The sequence below is a fragment of the Luteimonas rhizosphaericola genome (genome assembly GCF_029888045.1).
GTDB lineage: Bacteria > Pseudomonadota > Gammaproteobacteria > Xanthomonadales > Xanthomonadaceae > Luteimonas > Luteimonas rhizosphaericola.
Window position 1 is genome coordinate 385,645 of record NZ_JARXRN010000025.1, and the last position, 18,094, is coordinate 403,738.

Sequence of the window (18,094 nt, forward strand, 5' to 3'; positions counted from 1 at the left end):
GGGCGCTTGCGGTTCGACCACGGATGCCACCGGACGGGAAACCGTGGATTATATCGGCGTGGACCCGACCCACGCCCCCCTCCCGCTGCAGGCCCCGCCGCGCGGCAGTCGCCTTGCCCACCGTGCGCGGCTGCTGGCCGACCGCCATGCCTGGACCGCGCTGGTCGTGGCGGGGTCGGCCTGCGTGTTCAGCTTCGGCCTGGTCTACGTCGGCTACTTCGCGCACGTGCTGCGGACCGCGCGGCGCGCGCCGAGTCGCCCCGCCGGCGCGGGCTGCCTGCTGGTGTTCGGCAAGCATGCGCCCGGTGGACGGATCGACGGCGATTTCCAGGGGCGGCTGCAGCGCGCGGCCGACGTCTGGCGGCAATCCCCGGCGCGGCCGCTGGTGCTGCTCGGCGGCGGCTTCGGCGAAGGCGAGAGCGAAGCCGAACTCGCGCAGCGCAGGCTGCTGGCCGCGGGGGTCGCGGCCGACGCGACCTGGCTGCTGGAGTCCGGTTCGCGCGACACCCTGCAGAACCTGCGCAACGCGCGCGCGCTGCTGGGCGATCGCACCGGGACCGGCCCGGTTGTGCTGCTGAGCAGCCGCTACCACCTCGCGCGCTGCGCGCTGTTCGCCCGCTGGCTGGGCTACGAGCACGAACTGTGCGCCGCCGAACCGGCGCTGCGCTGGACCCCGCTCACGCTGTGGCGGATCGCCCGCGAATCGGCCTGCGTGTGCTGGGTCGACCTGGGCTCGCGCTGGGCCCGGCTGGTCGGCGACCGCGCGATGCTGGCGCGGCTCGGCTGAGCGCGCGGCGCGGGACGGGCACGGGCCGCATCCGCCCCCGGCAGGCTGTCGAGGCAGGCGTCGCCGACGCCGTGCCGGATGCGCGACGCGCGCTCAGCGCATCGGCGCGAGGCAGCGCCCGAGGAAGGATTCGGCCAGGCGGTAGCGGTGCAGGGCGTCGCTGCCGCGCAGGCCGTGCTTGGCGCCGGGATAGGTCATCAGTTCGAACGCCGTGCCGCGCTGCTGCAGGTCGCTCATCAGCGCGGTGGAATTGGTGAACAGCACGTTGTCGTCGGCCATGCCGTGGATCAGCAGCAGCGCGCCGGGGCGGATGCCCGCCGCGTGCGCGAGCACCCGCGCGTCGCGGTAGCCGTGCGGATTGGCGTCGGGCAGGCCCATGTAGCGTTCGGTGTAGTGGGTGTCGTACAGCGCCCAGTCGGTCACCGGCGCGCCGGCCACGCCGCAGGCGTAGTCGTCGGGCGCGCGGCCCAGCAGCATCAGCGTCATGTAGCCGCCGTTGGACCAGCCGTGCACGCCGATGCGCGCGCCGTCCACCCAGGGCTGCGCGCGCAGCCATTCCACGCCCTTGCGCTGGTCGTCCACTTCCACCGTGCCCTGCACGCCGTAGAGCGCGCCGCCGAAATCGCGGCCGCGGCGCGGCGTGCCGCGGTTGTCGAGCGAGAACACCACGTAGCCCTGCTGCGCCAGGTACTGGTTGAAGAACGCGTCGCTGCGTCCCGGCCAGGCGTCGGTCACGGTCTGCGCCGCGGGCCCGCCATAGACGAACACCACCGCCGGGTGGCGCCGGGCCGGATCGAAGCCGGCGGGCCGGATCAGGCTGTAGTGCAGCGGCGTCTCGCCGTCGGCGGCGGTGAGGGTGCCGAACTCGGTCGGCAGGTGGGCGTCGCGGTACGGGGCATAGGGATGATCCGGCGCGTCGAGGTCGTTCGGCACCAGGGTGGCGATGCGGGCGCCGTCGGCCTTGAACAGTTCGATCTGTGGCGGCACGGTCGTGCTCGACCAGTTGTCGACGTAGATGCTGGCGTTGCGGGCGAAGCTGGCGTTGTGCATGCCGCTTTCGCGCGAGAGCGTCTGGATGCGCCCGCCGTCGAGCGACACGGCATGGATGTGGCGCTGCGTCGGCGCGGCCACCGGCGCGGGCAGTTCGGCATCGGTGCGCACCCCGGGCCGGCGCGTGACCATGCCGGCGCTGAAGTACAGCTGCCCGGCGGCCTGGTCGACCGCGAGCAGCGCGTCCACCGGCCAGTCGCCGCGGGTGAGCTGGGTCAGCCGCGCGCCGTCCTCGCTGGCCAGGTACAGGTGTTCGAAGCCGTCGCGTTCGGACTGCCACACGAAGCGTCCGTCGTCGAGGAAGCGCAGGCTGTTGTGCAGGGGCACCCAGGTGTCGGAGGTCTCGGTGACCAGCGTGCGCTGCGCGCCGGTGGCCAGCGTGGCCTCGACCAGGTCGAGCCGCTGCTGGTCGCGAGACTGGCGCTGGAAGGTCAGCCGCGCCGGATCGCGCCAGTCCACGCGGGCGAGGTAGATGTCCTCGTCGGGCCCCAGGTCGATCCACTGCGGCTTCGCGCCGGCGCGCGGCGCGACCACGCCCAGGCGCACGCGCACGTTGGCTTCGCCCGCGGCGGGGTAGCGCTGCTCGACCACCTCGGTGCGGTCGGCGTACATCTCGTAGCGCTTGACCAGCGGCACCGGCGACTCGTCGATGCGCGCGAACGCGATCGCCGAATCGTCCGGCGCCCACCAGTAGCCGGTGTGGCGGTCCATCTCCTCGTCGGCGACGAATTCGGCCACGCCGTTGGCGACCGTGTCGCTGGCGTCGTGGGTCAGGCGGATCTCCTCGCCGCTGGCCAGGTCGATCACCCACAGCTCGCGCTCACGCACGAAGCTGACGAAGCCGCCGCGCGGCGAAAGCTTGGGATCGGTGGCGAAACCGCCGCCGCCGGTGAGCTTGCGCACCGCGTCGCCGCCGGACTTCGCCAGGTCGTACAGGTACAGCTCGCCACCCAGCGGGAACAGCAGCGAGCGCGCATCCGGCGCCCACTGGTAGTCGACGATGCCCGAGAGCCCGGCGATGCGCTGGCGCTCGCGCCGCGCCTTCTCCTCGTCGCTGAGCGTCTCCTCCCCGGGCAGCACCACGCGCGAATCGACCAGCATCCGGGTCTGGCCGCTGGCGACGTCGTATTCCCACAGGTCGAGCCGGTTGCGGTCGCTGTCCTTGCCGCGCAGGAAGCTCACGCGCGAGCCGTCGGGCGCGACCTGCGGCTTCATCAGGGTCGGGCCGGACAGCGGCGCGTCGCCGGTGATGGCCTCCAGCGTCAGTTTCCCGGGGGCGGTCCCGGGGGCGGCGTGAGCGGCGGTGGCGGCGATCAGGGTCATGGCGAGCAGGGCGGTCAGGCGCATGGACAACATCCGTCGGGCTTGGCGGCCATTGTAGAAGCCGCGTCCGATCCATGTAGCGTTCGCCGTAGCCCGGATAAGCACAGCGCATCCGGGTGGCCCTCGCGTCGTCAACGTGCGACGTCGGATGTGAGGCGCCGGGCACGATGCGATCCCGGATGCGCTTCGCCTATCCGGGATACCGGCACCCTTATCGCTTCGGTTCGATCCCGAACAGCAGCTTCTTCTCCGCCTCGCCCATCGGCTTGCCGGCATCCGGGTTCACCTGCGCCGCCAGCGCGTAGGCGCGGACGGTGGCCGGGCGCGCAGCGATGTGCGCATGCCAGCGGCGGACGTCCGGATAGGGCGCCATGTCGATCGGGGCCTTGTCGTACACGCCGATCCAGGGATAGATCGCCATGTCGGCGATCGTGTAATCGTCGCCGGCGACGAAGGCGCGCCCGGCCAGGCGCCGGTCGAGCACGCCGAGCAGGCGGTTGGCCTCGTTGGCGTAGCGCGTCTTCGCGTAGTCGATCGGTTCCGGCGCGTAGACGTGGAAGTGGCCGTACTGCCCGGTCATCGGCCCCAGCCCGCCCATCTGCCAGAACAGCCACTCCAGCGCCGCGGTGCGCTCGCGCAGGCCGGTGGGCAGGAAGCGGCCGGTCTTCTCCGCCAGATAGAGCAGGATCGCGCCGGACTCGAACACGCTCAGCGGCGCGCCGCCGCCGTCGGGCGCATGGTCGACGATCGCCGGCATCTTGTTGTTGGGCGAGATCGCCAGGTACCCGGGCGCGAACTGGTCGCCGGTGCCGATGTTCACCGGCTTGACGGTGTAGTCCAGGCGCGCGCCGGCCTCGGCGAGTTCCTCGAGCAGCAGCGTGACCTTGTGCCCGTTGGGCGTGGGCCAGTAGTACAGGTCGATCATGGCGGCCTCCAGCGACGTGGGGCGCCAGTCTAGGCCGCGGGATGCACGGCGGCGTCACGGGGGACGGTCCGCTGCGTTGCATGCGTCGCGGAAGATCGACGGCCGCGTGCGCGCGCTTCGCGCGCACGCGCAGACGGATCACCGTCGGCGGAATGGCGTCAATGCGCACGCCGCCATCGCGGCCTGCTTCCCCGAAAAGTCCGGGGCGACCGATCGCCCGATCGGCGCGCCCCGGCGGAGGAAGGCCTCAGTTGGTGGCGCACTCCACCTGCTGGTCGAACTCGGTGCTCGCCGCCACCCGCGCCAGCGCGATCTTCGCGCCGGCACCGGCACGCAGCTGCACCGGGACGTCCAGCCGGCCCGTATCCGCACCCTGCGCGCGCAGGCACTTCAGCGGCACCGCCAGGCGCGTCCACTGCCCGACCGGCAGCGCGGCCAGCGCGTCGCCGAGTTCCACCGTGCCGCTGCAGCCTTCGCCGCAGCCGGCCAGCAGCGCCGCCTTGCCGTCGGACGGCATCGCGTCGACGCGCAGCGACAGCACCACCGGCACGTCGCCGTTGGTCTCGCGGGTGAGGTCCAGCGGCGCGTTGGACAGCAGCTGCACCGTGCCGGCACCGGTCCAGGCGAACAGGCGCGCGCCCTCCTGCACGTCGGTGTTGACCGCGGTCATTTCCAGCGAGCCGTCGGCGGTCTTCGCCGCCGGATGCACCACGTCCATCGCCGTGCCGTCGGCACCGACCAGGCGCAGGGTCAGGCCGGTGGTCGGTACCCCGCGCTCGAACCACACGTTGCCCGACGCCGCGTCCGCGTCGATGCCCGGATCCTCCGGCAACGCGGCCAGGTCGCCGTTGTCGGCGTAGGTCAGGCCGTGGCCGAAGGCGAACAGCGGGTCGTAGCCCTCCTGGCCGTGGTTGTTCGCGTACTGGTCGGCGCGCTTGGGCCAGGAGAAGCTGAGCTTGCCCTTGAAGTCGTGCTGCGGCTTGCCGTCGGCGCCCTGCAGCAACACGTCGGCCACGCCGCCGCCTTCGGAACCGGGCAGCCAGGCCGCGACGAACGCATCGGCGGCATTGATCTCGCGGTTGAGCCACAGCGGGCGGCCGCTGAGGAACACCGCCACCACCGGAATGCCGTCCGCCTTGAGCTTGCGCATCAGTTCCAGGTCGCCCGACTTGCCGCCCTTGAACATCAGGTTCGCCAGGTCGCCCTGGAACTCGGCGTAGGGTTCCTCGCCGAACACCACCACGGCCACGTCCGGCTTGGCGCTGTAGCTGCCGTCGACCGACAGCGTGGCGCGGCCGCCGGCCGCTTCGACCTGTTCCTTCAGTCCGTCCCAGATCGTGTCGGCGTTCGGGAAGTCCTCGCGCTTCGTGTCGCTGCCCTGCCAGGTGAGCGTCCAGCCGCCGGCCTGCTTGCTCATGTTGTCGGCGCCGTCGCCGGCCACCAGCACGTTCGAGTTCGGCGACAGCGGCAGGATGCCGCCCTGGTTCTTCAGCAGCACCAGCGACTCGCGCACCGCGCGCCGGGCCACCTCGCGGTGCTCGGGCGAACCCAGCAGTTCGAACTTGCCGCCGAGCGCGCGCTCGGAGGGCCTGGGCTTCTCGAACAGGTTGGCGCGGAACTTCACCCGCAGGATGCGGCGCACCGCGTCGTCGAGGCGTTCCATCGGCAGCGTGCCGGCCTTCACGTGCGCGAGGGTCGAGTCGTACATGCCCTTCCAGCTGTCGGGCGCCATCGCCATGTCGAGGCCGGCGACGAAGGTCTGCGCGCAGTCGGTGTTGGTGCAGCCGCGCACCTGGCCGTGGCCGTTCCAGTCGCCGACGATGAAGCCGCCGAAGCTCATCCGCTCCTTCAGCACGTCCGTGAGCAGCGGCTTGTGGCCGTGCATCTTCTCGCCGTGGAAGCTGTTGAACGAGGCCATCACCGCCTGCGCGCCGGCGGCGATCGAGGGGATGTAGCCGGCGGCGTGGATGTCGCGCAACTCGGCTTCGCTGACCGTGGTGTCGCCCTGGTCCTTGCCGTTGGCGGTGCCGCCGTCGCCGAGGTAGTGCTTGACCGAACTCATGACGTGATGGTCGTCGAGGAACTCGGGCGTGCCGGGCTTGCCCTGCAGGCCTTCGACGAACACGCCGGCGTAGCTGGCCACCAGTTCCGGATCCTCGGAATAGCCCTCGTAGGCGCGGCCCCAGCGGTCGTCCTGCGGCACGGCGACGGTCGGCGCGAAGGTCCATTCCATGCCGGTGGCGCGGGTCTCGATCGCGGTGATGCGCGCGATCTCGCGCAGCAGCTCCGGATTGCGCATCGCGCCCAGGCCGATGTTGTGCGGGAACAGCGTGGCGCCGACGATGTTGCTCTGGCCGTGCATGGCGTCGATGCCCCAGATCACCGGGATCGCCTTGCCACCGCCGGAGGTGTCCATCGACGCTTCCCAGAACTCGTCGGCGAGTGCGAGCCACGCCTCGGCCTTGGCGTTGTACTGGCCGCCGGGATCGGAACCGCCGCCGGCGAGGATCGAGCCGAGCCGGTACTTGCGCACGTCCTCGGGCGTGACGCTGCCGATGTCGCCCTGGATGATCTGCCCGACCTTCTCCTCGACCGTCATCGAGGCCAGCAGTGCCTCGACCTTCTGCTCCAGCGCGGCGTCCTCCGCGAACGGCCACTCGGGCTGCGGCCAGTTGGCGGGATCGACGGTGCCGGCGTCGGCCGTGGCCGCGGGCGCATCGGCCGGCGTGGCCGCGGGTGCCGGGGCGGCCTCGCGATCGCCGCATGCCGCCAGCACCAGGGCGGCGGCCAGGGCGGCGCTCAGGCGCGATGCGGACAGGAAGGCGCGGGGAGTGCTCATGGGTTCGGTTCCGTTGGGTCGTAGGCCGGCCCGCCAGCCGGAACGCATGGCGCGTCGCGGCATGACAGCGTTGTCAGAATGTGCACCATACCCGGTCTGTCGCGGCGAAGCTTGTTGCACAGCACAAGCGTTGGTCGCGTCCCACGGACCGGAGCAGCGCAATGGCACCGCAACGCGATCGGGGACGCAAGCCGGGCACGCGCCGGAGAGACCACACCGGTGCCGCGCCCGCGGCTCTGGCAGAATCCGCAGCCTTCGCGGGAAGGACCGGCAGACCGATGGCGCGCGTACGGATCGAGGATGTGGCGGCTGAAGCGGGCGTGTCGATGAAGACCGTCTCGCGCGTGCTCAACGAGGAGCCGAACGTCTCCGAAGCCACCCGCGAGCGGGTGCGCGCGGTGGTCGAGCGCCTGCAGTACCGGCCGCACCCGTCGGCGCGCGTGCTCGCCGGGCGCCGGTCTTACCTGGTGGCGATGCTCTACGACAACCCGTCGAGCAACTACCTGATGGAGGTCGAGCTCGGCGTGCTCGACGCGTGCCAGGCGCAGCACTACAACCTGATGCTCGCGCCGCTGGTGTACGACGCCAAGGACATCGTGTCGAAGGTGGAGTCGCTGGTGCTGCAGTCGCGCCTGGACGGCGTGGTGCTGACGCCGCCGATCACCGACGACGCCGCGCTGCTGGCGCGGCTGGACGAGCTGGAGATCCCCTGGTCGAGCATCTCGCCGACCGAATCGAACCGGCGCATCGGCGTGGTGGTGGACGAGCGCAGCGCGGTCGCCGAGATGGTGGCGCACCTGGTTTCGCTGGGGCACCGCCGCATCGCGCACATCAAGGGCCACGCCGCGCACGGCGCGAGCGCGTGGCGGCTGGCGGGCTATCGCGACGGGCTCGCGCAGGCCGGCATCGCCGCGGACGAGTCGCTGGTGATCCAGGGCGAGTTCTCCTACGACTCGGGCTTCGACGCGACCAACCGGCTGCTCGACCTGCCCGATCCGCCCACCGCGATCTTCGCCGCCAACGACGACATGGCCGCCGGCGCGATCGGCGCGATCTGCGAGCGCGGGCTGTCGGTGCCGCGCGACGTGTCGGTCTGCGGATTCGACGACACGCCGATCGCGCGCCACATCTATCCCGCGCTCACCACCGTGCGCCAGCCCACGCGCGAGATGGGCCGCCTCGCCGGCCTGGAACTGCTCAAGGCGATCCGCGACCAGGGGGAGGGCGGGCTGGTCACGGTCCCGTACACGCTCGAGCTGCGGCGTTCGACCGGTCCGCGCCGGACCTGAGTCCACGACACCGGCGCGCGTGGCGCCGCCCGGCATCGGGTTCGATCCCCGTCTGCCGCGTGCTGCATGCGCAGTGCGCTGTGTGGAAAGCCGGCGCGCGGCGGAGGGCACGCGATCTCCGCCGCGCGACGCGGCCCCGTCCCGTTCCGGTCGCCGCGCGCGCGGTGCACGGTAGTGCCGCGACACTCCCCGCGCTGCGCTCGCCTGCCGCGTCATGCGAGTGCGCCGAATACGCGCAAGGATCGTCGCGCCATCTGCATTCCGCACGACACGCACGCGTCACGCATTGACCGATGCATGACCCGCCGCAATCAACGAAACGCAGCGCGTTCGAAAGTTAGCGGTAACACGCCGAACGGCGGTTGACAACGCTGTCAGGTTGGATTCCTAATGCCGGCGCACCGACCGTGATGGTCGCGGCACCACAACTCGCTTTCGTGACGACCTTGGGAGAGGGAAGGTTCATGAAATACACGCACGCAGCGCCCAAGCGGCGCCTGTTGACGTCTGCGCTGCTGATCGCGCTGGCCCCGCCGCTCGCGGCACAAACCGCCGCACAGGACCCCGTCCCGTCGACCTCCGCCGAGCAGGCGACGAACGACGATCCCGCGGAACTCGACACCATCGTCGTCACCGGCATCCGTGCCAGCCTCGAGTCGTCGATGAACATCAAGCGCGACGCCCAGGGCGTCGTCGACGGCATCGTCGCCGAGGACATCGGCAAGTTCCCCGACACCAATCTCGCCGAGTCGCTGCAGCGCATCAGCGGCGTGTCGATCGACCGCACCTCGAGCGGCGAGGGGCAGAAGATCACCGTGCGCGGCCTGGGGCCCGACTACAACCTGGTGCTGCTCAACGGGCGCCAGATGCCGGCCTCGAACCTCGGGCCCGGCGGCGCCGGCGCGTCGTCGGCGCGCTCGTTCGACTTCTCGAACCTCGCCAGCGAATCGATCTCCGCGGTCAACGTCTACAAGACCGGCCGCGCGGACAACCCCACCGGCGGCATCGGCGCGACCATCGACGTGCGCACCGCGCGTCCGCTGGAGGCCGATCCGGTCGTCAGCCTCGGCCTGAAGTCGGTCTACGACGAATCCAACCAGCGCCTGCCGCGCACGCTGAAGGGCAGCGACTTCACCGGCGAGCTGTCGGGCATCTTCAGCCAGTCCTACGCCGATGGCCGCTTCGGCGTGATGCTCAGCGGCAGCTACCAGGAGCGCGACTCCGGCTTCAACCAGGCCTCGGTCGCCGATGGCTGGCTGACCTTCGCCGGCGACAACGCGGACCCGGGCTGCTGGCAGTGCCTGCCGCAGGAAGGCCAGGGCTACTCCGACCGCATCGAGAACCGGCCGGGCCCGGGCGACATCTACGCCCGTCCGCAGAACACCGGCTACAGCGTCAACGGCATCCAGCGCCAGCGCACCAACGGCCAGGTGACCCTGCAGTGGGCGCCGACCGACAACGTGACCGCGACGGTCGACTACAACTACATCGAACAGCAGGTGCAGGTGCAGCGCAGCGAGCTGTCGGTGTGGTTCAACCAGGGCGCCGGCGACAGCAGCTGGACCGACGGCCCGATCGCTGCACCCATCATGTACTCCGAGGACATGGTCGGCTCCGACCTGTCGATGGGCGGCGCCAGGATCGGCAGCGAGACCACCAGCGACATGCTCGGCTTCAACGTCGAGTGGGAAGTCAACGACGCGCTCAGCCTGGAGTTCGACTACCACGATTCCAGCGCCACCTCGCGCCCCAGTGGCCCCTACGGGTCGGCCGGCGTGCTCGGCGTGGCCGCGTACATCCGCGGCAACACCACCGTGGACTACAGCGGCGAGATCCCGATCGTCAACGTGCTGCTGCCGGCGGGCGTGAGCCAGGTCGATCCGTCGCAGGCGCTGGTCACCGGCTCGGTGTTCCAGAACAGCTACAACAAGTCCGAGGTCGAGCAGCTGCAGGCCAAGGGCCGGTTCGAGTTCGGCGACTACTCGGGGCTGGACTTCGGCATCTCCACCATGGAGGTCAACAACCGCTCGGCGTCCGCGGTGATGCAGCGCGACACCTGGGGCGGCGTCGGCACCCCGGCCGACTACGACGACGACATCTGGTACAACGACAGCATGGCGCGCTACTTCGAGGCGTTCGGCAACCACGACAACCCGATGTGGACCGACGACTTCCTGGTGTTCGACTTCGAGCGCCTGCGCCAGGCGGCGATCGGGATCACCGGCTGCCCGAGCTGCTACGAGATGCCGACCGAGTTCACCGACGACATCCGCACCCGCGAGAAGTCCGAGAGCGCGTACGTGCAGTGGACCTCCACCTTCGGCGACGTCATGCCGCTGCACGTCGCGCTCGGCGTGCGCTACGAGAAGACCGACGTGGAGTCGGAAGGCCTGCAGCGCGTCGGCCAGACGATCACCTGGATCGCGGCGAACGAGCTTGCGGTGGACTACGCGCCGGAACGCGAGTTCACGCGCGATACCGGCAGCTACGATTTCGTCCTGCCCAACCTCGACCTCAAGCTCGACATCACCGAGGAGATGGTGCTGCGCGGCAGCTACAGCCAGACCATCGGCCGCCCGGGCTGGGGCGACATCAGCGCCGGACAGGTACTGCAGCCGGTGGTTCGCGCCTCCGGCGGCGAGGGCCGCCGCGGCGATCCGTCGCTCGAGCCGCTGAAGTCCGACAACTTCGACCTCTCGTTCGAGTGGTACTACGGCGAAGGCAACTACTTCTCCGTCGGCTACTTCCGCAAGGACATCGAGAACTTCATCAGCACGACGATCGTGCGCGAAGAGCCGTTCCAGCTGAATACGCCGGTCGGCGGCGCGTACTGGAACGCGGCGCTCGCCGCCGGGTGCTCGGCAACCGATGGCGTGTGCATCCGCACCTACATCTTCGAGAACTTCGCCGGCCAGCCCGGCGTCGTGCAGACAGGCTTCGACAGCGAGGGCAACCCAACCGGTGGCATCACCGGCCAGCCCGGTGATCCGGTTGCCGGGTTCAACATCAGCGTGCCGGCCAACCAGCGCTCGGACGAGGTCGATGGCTGGGAAATCAACGTCCAGCACATGTTCGGGCAGACCGGCTTCGGCGTGGCGGCGAACTACACCATGGTCGATTCCGGGCTGACGTTCGACGACCAGAGCCTGGGCCAGCAGTATCCGCTGGTCGGCCTGAGCGACTCGGCCAACCTGGTGGCGTTCTACGACCGCAACGACTGGCAGGTGCGACTGGCCTACAACTGGCGCGACGAGTTCTACGCCGGATCCGGGCCGCGTACCGACCCCAACCACGTCGAGGCGTACGGCCAGCTGGATGCGAACGTCAGCTGGCAGGTCAGCGAGAACCTGACCCTGAGCCTGGAAGGCATCAACCTGACCGACGAGACGATGCGTACCCACGCACGCCACGAGAACATGGTCCGGTTCGCCACCCAGACCGGGCCGCGCTACATGTTCGGCGTGCGCTACAAGTTCTGACGCGGACGGCCGGCGCGCCCCACGGCGTGCGGCGAACAGCGGGCCGGCGGATCTCCGTCGGCCCGCTTCCTTGGCGGCGACCGATGGGGCACGATGCGGCACGCACCGCCGCGCCCGAGTCGTGAGGACCGATGGCACAGCATGTCCTGCTCAACAACGTGGAGCACCGTGACCTGCGCGTGTGCGCGGGCCACGGCGCCCGGCTGGGCGATGCCGTCATGGGCGCGCTCACGTTCCCCGGCGAGTTCCGCAGCGTGCAGGCGCACTATCCGATCGTCTTCCGCCGCGAGCCGGCCGGCGGCGTCCTGCCGCTGGCGCTGTTCGGGCTGGAACAGGGCTGCAACCTGTTCCTCGACGGCGATCGCTGGGACGCGGGCTACGTCCCGCTGTCGATGCAGCGGCATCCGTTCCTGATCGGCATCGCCGACGGAGACCGGCTGGTGCACATGGACATGGATCATCCGCGCGTGCGCAGCGCCGGCGACAACGACACCCCGCTGTTCGATGCGCAGGGCGCCGCCAGCCCCCATCTGGAAGTCGCGAGGTCGGTGCTGCTGGCCCTGCACGACGGGATGGCCGAGACGCCGGCCTTCGTGGACGCACTGGAACGCCTCGACCTGCTGGAGCCGTTCTTCCTCGACGTGCAGCTCGATGACGGCAGCCTCAACCGGCTCGCCGGCTTCCATACGATCAACGAGGAGCGGCTCGCGGCGCTGGACGGTGCGGCGCTGGAGCGCCTCGCCCGCGACGGCCACCTGCTGCCCGCCTACATGGTGCTGGCGTCGGCCTCGCGCTTCCGCGACCTCATCGACCGGCTGAACCGGCGTCGTGCTGCCGTCGCCTGACCCCATCGCCGAGGGTTCGGCGATCGATCCGCGGTCGCTCCCGGAGACGGTGCTGGCCGCGCGGGAGCCGGTGGTGCTGCGCGGCCTGGTCTCGCACTGGCCGCTCGTGGAGGCGGCGCGCTCCGCGGAAACCGCGATCGACTATCTCAAGCGCTTCGACCATGGCGGCATGCCGGTCACGGCCACCGTCGCGGCGCCCGGCGAAGGCGGGCGCGTGTTCTACAACGCGGATTTCACCGGCTTCAACTTCCGCCGCGAGCAGGTGCCACTGGCGGTCGCGCTGGAGACCCTGCGCAAGTACCTCGGCGATGCGTCCGCGCCGTCGATCTACGTCGCCTCGACCACGATCGACACCTTCCTGCCCGGGTTCCGCGCCGAAAACGACCTGGACCTCGCGCCCCGCGAGCCGCTGGCCAGCATCTGGTTCGGCAACCGCAGCCGCATCGCCGCGCACCAGGACCTGCCGCAGAACCTCGCCTGCGTGGCTGTGGGCCGACGGCGGGTGACCCTGTTCCCCCCGGACCAGCTGGCGAACCTGTACATCGGTCCGATCGATGCCACGCCGGCCGGGCAGGCCGTGAGCCTGGTGGACTTCGCCGCCCCCGACCTGAAACGCTTCCCGCGCTTCGCCGAAGCCATGCGGCACGCACAGGCCGCCGAACTCGCGCCGGGCGACGCGGTGCTGATCCCCTCGATGTGGTGGCACCACATGGAAGGGCTCGAGGCCTTCAACGTCCTGGTGAACTACTGGTGGCGCGACGCGCCGGCGTGGATGGACACGCCGATGAACACGCTCATGTACGCGCTCATGACCATCCGCGACCTGCCCCCGGCGCAACGCGCCATCTGGCAGGAGGTGTTCCGCCACTACGTGTTCGAGCCGGGCGAGGCCACCGCGGACCATATCCCCCCGCATGCGCGCGGAGTGCTCGCGCCGTTCGACGAGGCACGCGTGCGCGACCTGCGCGCGCGACTGCTGCAACGGATCAACCGATGAGGACGACAGCCTTGGACACTTCCGATGACGACCGCGCGCGCAAGCCGGTCCGCCGCGTGGTCATCGCCGGCGGCGGCACGGCGGGGTGGATGGCCGCCGCCGGCATCTCGAAGATGTTCGGCCGGGTGGTCGACATCACCCTGGTCGAATCCGAGGAGATCGGCACGGTGGGCGTGGGCGAGGCCACGATCCCCACGCTCGTGACCTTCCACAGGGCGCTGGACATCGCGGAACAGGAGTTCATGTCCGCCGTCCAGGGCACGATCAAGCTCGGCATCTCCTTCGAGAACTGGCTCGAGCGCGGCCACCGCTACATCCATTCCTTCGGCGTCAACGGCAAGGACCACTGGTCGGCCGGCTTCCAGCACTTCTGGCTGCGCGGACGCGCCGAGGGAATGGCCAGCGGCTACGAGGACTACTGCGTCGAACTGCAGGCCGCGTTGCAGGACAGGTTCGGCCACCTGCCCCGCAACGGCATCAACTACGCCTACCACATGGACGCGAGCCACTACGCCCGCTTCCTGCGCCGCTTCAGCGAGACCAATGGCGTGAAGCGGGTGGAGGGGAAGATCGTCGAGGTCGCGGTCGGCGACGACGGCGACATCGCCAGCCTGAGCCTGGAGGACGGCAGCACGATCGACGGCGACTTCTTCGTCGACTGCACCGGCTTCCGCGCGCTGCTGATCGGCAAGGCGCTCAACGTCGGCTACGAGGACTGGTCGCACTGGCTGTTCAACGACAGCGCGCTGGCGACGCAGACCACCGCCGTGCGCGACGCGGTGCCGTACACCCGCGCGATCGCGGGCACCGCGGGCTGGCAGTGGCGGATCCCGCTGCAGCACCGGGTCGGCAACGGCATCGTGTACTCCAGCCGCTACATCGCCGACGACGAGGCCAGGCACGAATTCCTCTCCAGCCTCGAGGGCGAGATCATCAAGGATCCCTGGCCGGTCCGCTTCCGGCCGGGGCGGCGGATGAAGTGCTGGCACCGCAACTGCGTGGCGCTGGGACTGGCGGGCAGCTTCATCGAGCCGCTGGAGTCGACCACGATCCACCTGATCCAGCGCGGCATCATGCATCTGCTGCAGCTGTTTCCGCAGGTGGTCACGCCCGCCGCGGTGGCGCAGTACAACGCGCAACTGGCGGAGGAACTGGTCCACGTGCGCGATTTCGTGGTGATGCACTACCACCTCACCCGCCGGCGCGACACGCCGTATTGGCGCGCGATCGCGCAGATGGACATTCCCGACACGCTGCGGCATCGCATCGACCTGTTCCGCGAGACCGGCAGCGTCTTCCACGTGCCTGGCGAACTGTTCGGCGCCAACTCCTGGATCCAGGTGATGATGGGGCAGGGCGTCACGCCGCGTCGCTACCATCCCACCGCGGACGCCATGAGCGAAGAGGGGCTCAGGCGGTTCCTCGACGACATCCGCGCGAACGTGCTCGCGACCGCGGGCAAGCTGCCGCCGCACATGGAGTACATGCGAAGTTACGCACCCGCGGCGCGCCCCTGAGGCGGGCGCCACGCCGCCCACGGCAGACGGTCAGGGCTGGCGGACACGCCCCGCGGGATCGGCCGCGCCCGAGGCCACCGTGCCGAGCGACCGCAGTTTCGGCGCCACCATGGGGATGGTCAGCATCGTGCTGGCCACCGCCATCAGCAGCAGGGCGGTGAACGTGGCGCTGGTGATGATCGCCTTGTCGACCAGGATGTTGGCGAAGATGATCATGATCAGGGCCTTGGTCTGCAGCAGCCAGCCGATCATCGAGGCCTCGCCGGGCGGCCAGCGCAGCAGCCGGCCGGCCAGGTGCACCCCCGCGAGCTTGCCGGCCACCGAGGCCACCAGCAGCGCGCCCGCGGCCACGAACACCGCCGCGCCGCCCACTTCCCACGACGTGCGCAGCCCGGTGCTGAGGAAGAACACCGGCATCATCACCAGCAGCACGTGGTGGCGCAGCAGGTCGAGCGTCTCCCGCTCGAACCACTCCCCGTCCATCACCACGCCGGCGAGGAACGCGCCGACCATGTAGTGCAGCCCGGCCCAGTCGGCACCCAGGCCGCACACCGCCAGCCAGATGAGCATCGTGAACCAGCGGTCGCGCGCCGGGATCGCCCGCATCAGCCGCCGGAACGCCACGCATGCCAGTGCGAACGCGAGCAGGAACGCGACCTGCCGCCCGATCCGCTCCCAGTCCATCAGCACCAGCGCCAGCACGCCCCAGATCGCGATGTCGTCGAGGCTGGCATAGCGCAGGATCCGCTGGCCCAGGTGCGACCGCAGCAGCTGCAGCTTCTCCATCAGCAGGATCAGGATCGGCAGCGCGGTCACCGCGCACGCCATGCCCACGCCGACGACGAACTGCCAGGGTCGGCCGCCGGTGCCGATCCAGCCGACGAAGCCGAGCATGCCCAGCGCCACCGCGGCGCCGGCCAGCAGCGGCACGCCCAGCGCCAGCCCCGCGGTCACCCCCGTCTCGCGTCGGTTGGCCCAGGCCTGGCGCACGTCCAGCTCGATGCCCGCGATCATCACGAACAGCATCACCGCCCACCACGCCAGGCCGTTGAGCGCGGTGATCACGTCGGGGTTGAAGACCGTGGCGTGCAGTTCGGGCATCGCCCGTCCCAGGACCCCCGGGCCGAGCAGGATGCCGGCGATGATCTGCACCACCACCAGCGGCGCCCAGTAGTCGGTCCGCAGCAGGCGCCAGACCAGGTAAGGCACAGCGAAGATGACCGCCATCGCGATCAGGAACAGCTCGGTGGTCGTGATCGCGTGCTGCATGCGGGGCCCGGGGAGCGCGGGCGCCTATTTCATCACGGCCGGACGCCCCGGCGGGAGCCGGGGCGTGGGTTGGGCCTCGCCGGGCTCAGTGCCCGCCCTGCGCGGTGAGCTTGTCCAGGTCGATGCCCTGCCGGCGCAGCAGGCCGGGCGTGCGCGCGGCGTAGAACGCGAGGTAGGCGAAGCACACGACGCCGACGATGAAGCTGGTATGGATGCCGTGGTGGTCGGCGACCCAGCCCTGCAGCCAGCTCACCAGTCCGCCGCCCATGATCATCATCACCAGCAGGCTGCTGCCCTGTCCGGTGTTGCGGCCCAGGCCGGTGATGGCCAGGGCGAAGATGCACGGCCACATCGTGCTGCAGAACAGGCCCACGCTGATGAAGGCCACCACGCTGGTCATGCCGGTGGTGTTCATGCCGATCAGCAGCGCGGCGATGCCGCACAGCGCGAAGTACAGCAGCATCCGCGCCGGGTTGCCGCGGCTGGCGAAGGTGGCCGCGACCATCACCACGATCACCGCGCCGTACAGCAGGAACTGGCCGACCGAATAGCCCGCGAAGCTGTTCACCGCGAGGAACACGCCGAACGCCAGGTACGGCAGCAGCAGGGTCAGCATCCGGCGCACGCCGATCGGGGCGCCGAACGCGCCCGCGGCGCCGGCCCAGCGGCCGATCATCAGGCTGGCCCAGTACAGCGACACGAACGGCGCGATCATCGAGATGTCCAGCCCCAGGCCGCCCTGCTCGACCGGCAGCTTGAGGTACGCCGGCAGGTTGGCGATGGTCGAGACTTCCACGCCCACGTACACGAAGATCGCGATCATCCCCAGCACCAGCTGCGGGTACGAAAACGCCGACGGCTTGTGCGCGAGGCGCGCCGGATCTTCGGCCTCGTCGCGCGCGATCTCCTCCAGGTCGATGTGGTTGGGCACCGAGGAGAACTTCAGGAACACCGCGACCAGCACGAACGCCGCGCCGAGGATCAGGTACGGCGTCTTCACCGCCTCGATGTTGGCGACGTTGCCGCCGGCCGCGACGCTGCCGAAGATCGCCAGGCTCACCAGCAGCGGGCCGATCGTGGTGCCGAAGTTGTTGACGCCGCCGGCCAGGGTCAGGCGCTGCGCGCCGGTCGCCGGATTGCCCATCATGATCGCCAGCGGGTTGGCCGCGATCTGCTGCAGCGAGAAGCCCAGGCCGACGATGAACAGGCCCGAGAGCATCAGCCCGAACGAGCCGGCATTGGCCGCCGGATAGAACAGCAGGGTGCCCATGGCCGAGATCAGCAGTCCCAGCGCGATGCCGTTCTTGTAGCCGATCCGGTTGAGCACGTCCGCGCCGATCAGGCGCGAAGTGAGGAAATAGATGATCGAGCCCACCGTGTAGGCGACGTAGAACGCCACCGCCACGTACTGGCTCTGCGCCTGGGTGAGCCCGAAGGCGTTCTTGAAGACGGGGATCAGGATCTCGTTGCTGGCGGCGACGAAGCCCCAGAAGAAGAACACGGTGACCAGGACGCCGAATTGCGACCAGCGGGTCTGATGGGTGGTCATGGGGCCTGCCATTTCGAGTGGTGGGTCGGAAAACAAAGGGCGGCGGTCGGGTGTCTCCCCTCCCGACCGCCGCCGGCGCCGCATGGCCGGCTGCCAGCGATGCGCCTCTCCTCGCGTCGCGGCGCCGGCCCCCGGTGCACCGGTGCTTGTACAGGGGGCGTGACAACGTTGTCAAACCCGGGCGTCCGATACGCGCGTGGTCACGCGCAAGTCCTTGTCGTGGCG

At 70.2% G+C, this 18,094-nt stretch carries 11 protein-coding genes; 6 read left to right on the plus strand and 5 right to left on the minus strand.

All coding sequences use genetic code 11. From position 1 onward, the window contains the following. Window positions 1-43: 43 nt before the first annotated feature. Window positions 44-787, plus strand: coding sequence for a YdcF family protein (locus tag QFW80_RS11055; RefSeq protein ID WP_280602002.1), 744 nt, complete (start codon window positions 44-46; stop codon window positions 785-787). A 93-nt stretch (window positions 788-880) separates the two neighbouring features. On the opposite strand, the gene QFW80_RS11060 is transcribed toward QFW80_RS11055, so the two are convergent. From QFW80_RS11060 to QFW80_RS11070, 3 genes are all read right to left on the minus strand, one after another. Continuing rightward, a complete protein-coding gene (locus QFW80_RS11060) occupies window positions 881-3,184 on the minus strand; it encodes a S9 family peptidase (RefSeq protein ID WP_280602003.1) in 2,304 nt (767 codons plus the stop codon). Window positions 3,185-3,371: 187 nt separating this feature from the next. Further along, window positions 3,372-4,085 (minus strand): glutathione binding-like protein, encoded by a 714-nt coding sequence (locus tag QFW80_RS11065; RefSeq protein WP_280602004.1) that lies wholly within the window; start codon window positions 4,083-4,085, stop codon window positions 3,372-3,374. Between the two features lie 247 nt (window positions 4,086-4,332). Further along, window positions 4,333-6,924: a glycoside hydrolase family 3 protein gene (locus QFW80_RS11070; RefSeq protein WP_280602006.1), complete on the minus strand. Its 2,592-nt coding sequence runs from the start codon at window positions 6,922-6,924 to the stop codon at window positions 4,333-4,335. 278 nt (window positions 6,925-7,202) lie between these two features. Between QFW80_RS11070 and QFW80_RS11075 the strand changes: the two genes are divergently transcribed. The 5 genes from QFW80_RS11075 to QFW80_RS11095 all read left to right on the plus strand — a co-directional run bounded on the left by QFW80_RS11075 (window position 7,203) and on the right by QFW80_RS11095 (window position 15,051). After that, entirely contained in the window at window positions 7,203-8,213 is a 1,011-nt protein-coding gene (locus QFW80_RS11075) for a LacI family DNA-binding transcriptional regulator (protein ID WP_280602008.1), read from the plus strand. A gap of 464 nt (window positions 8,214-8,677) precedes the next feature. Next, window positions 8,678-11,692 carry a TonB-dependent receptor gene (locus QFW80_RS11080; RefSeq protein WP_280602009.1) on the plus strand — a complete coding sequence of 1,005 codons (3,015 nt, stop codon included), beginning with the start codon at window positions 8,678-8,680 and terminating at the stop codon, window positions 11,690-11,692. 131 nt (window positions 11,693-11,823) lie between these two features. Then, window positions 11,824-12,537, plus strand: a complete 714-nt coding sequence (locus QFW80_RS11085; protein WP_280602010.1) for a SapC family protein — start codon at window positions 11,824-11,826, stop codon at window positions 12,535-12,537. Beyond that, complete coding sequence (locus QFW80_RS11090) at window positions 12,524-13,534, plus strand: cupin-like domain-containing protein (protein ID WP_425603567.1); 1,011 nt, start codon at window positions 12,524-12,526, stop codon at window positions 13,532-13,534. The genes QFW80_RS11085 and QFW80_RS11090 overlap by 14 nt, the downstream gene beginning before the upstream one ends. Beyond that, on the plus strand, window positions 13,531-15,051 hold the full coding sequence (locus tag QFW80_RS11095) for a tryptophan halogenase family protein (protein WP_425603556.1): 1,521 nt from the start codon (window positions 13,531-13,533) through the stop codon (window positions 15,049-15,051). Before QFW80_RS11090 ends, QFW80_RS11095 begins: the two co-directional genes overlap by 4 nt. 30 nt (window positions 15,052-15,081) lie before the next feature. On the opposite strand, the gene QFW80_RS11100 is transcribed toward QFW80_RS11095, so the two are convergent. Together QFW80_RS11100 and QFW80_RS11105 are read right to left on the minus strand one after the other, a co-directional pair. Continuing rightward, window positions 15,082-16,320, minus strand: a complete 1,239-nt coding sequence (locus QFW80_RS11100; protein ID WP_280602014.1) for a cation:proton antiporter — start codon at window positions 16,318-16,320, stop codon at window positions 15,082-15,084. An 85-nt stretch (window positions 16,321-16,405) separates the two neighbouring features. Beyond that, window positions 16,406-17,953: an MFS transporter gene (locus QFW80_RS11105; RefSeq protein ID WP_280602016.1), complete on the minus strand. Its 1,548-nt coding sequence runs from the start codon at window positions 17,951-17,953 to the stop codon at window positions 16,406-16,408. Window positions 17,954-18,094 lie beyond the last annotated feature (141 nt).

Excerpts from the sequence above, each read along its gene's own strand:
- QFW80_RS11060 (WP_280602003.1), bottom strand. The coding sequence starts at position 3,184 with ATGCGCCTGACCGCCCTGCTCGCCATGACCCTGATCGCCGCCACCGCC.
- QFW80_RS11065 (WP_280602004.1), bottom strand. The coding sequence starts at position 4,085 with ATGATCGACCTGTACTACTGGCCCACGCCCAACGGGCACAAGGTCACG.
- QFW80_RS11070 (WP_280602006.1), bottom strand. The coding sequence starts at position 6,924 with ATGAGCACTCCCCGCGCCTTCCTGTCCGCATCGCGCCTGAGCGCCGCC.
- QFW80_RS11075 (WP_280602008.1), top strand. The coding sequence starts at position 7,203 with ATGGCGCGCGTACGGATCGAGGATGTGGCGGCTGAAGCGGGCGTGTCG.
- QFW80_RS11080 (WP_280602009.1), top strand. The coding sequence starts at position 8,678 with ATGAAATACACGCACGCAGCGCCCAAGCGGCGCCTGTTGACGTCTGCG.
- QFW80_RS11085 (WP_280602010.1), top strand. The coding sequence starts at position 11,824 with ATGGCACAGCATGTCCTGCTCAACAACGTGGAGCACCGTGACCTGCGC.
- QFW80_RS11095 (WP_425603556.1), top strand. The coding sequence starts at position 13,531 with ATGAGGACGACAGCCTTGGACACTTCCGATGACGACCGCGCGCGCAAG.
- QFW80_RS11100 (WP_280602014.1), bottom strand. The coding sequence starts at position 16,320 with ATGCAGCACGCGATCACGACCACCGAGCTGTTCCTGATCGCGATGGCG.
- QFW80_RS11105 (WP_280602016.1), bottom strand. The coding sequence starts at position 17,953 with ATGCGGCGCCGGCGGCGGTCGGGAGGGGAGACACCCGACCGCCGCCCT.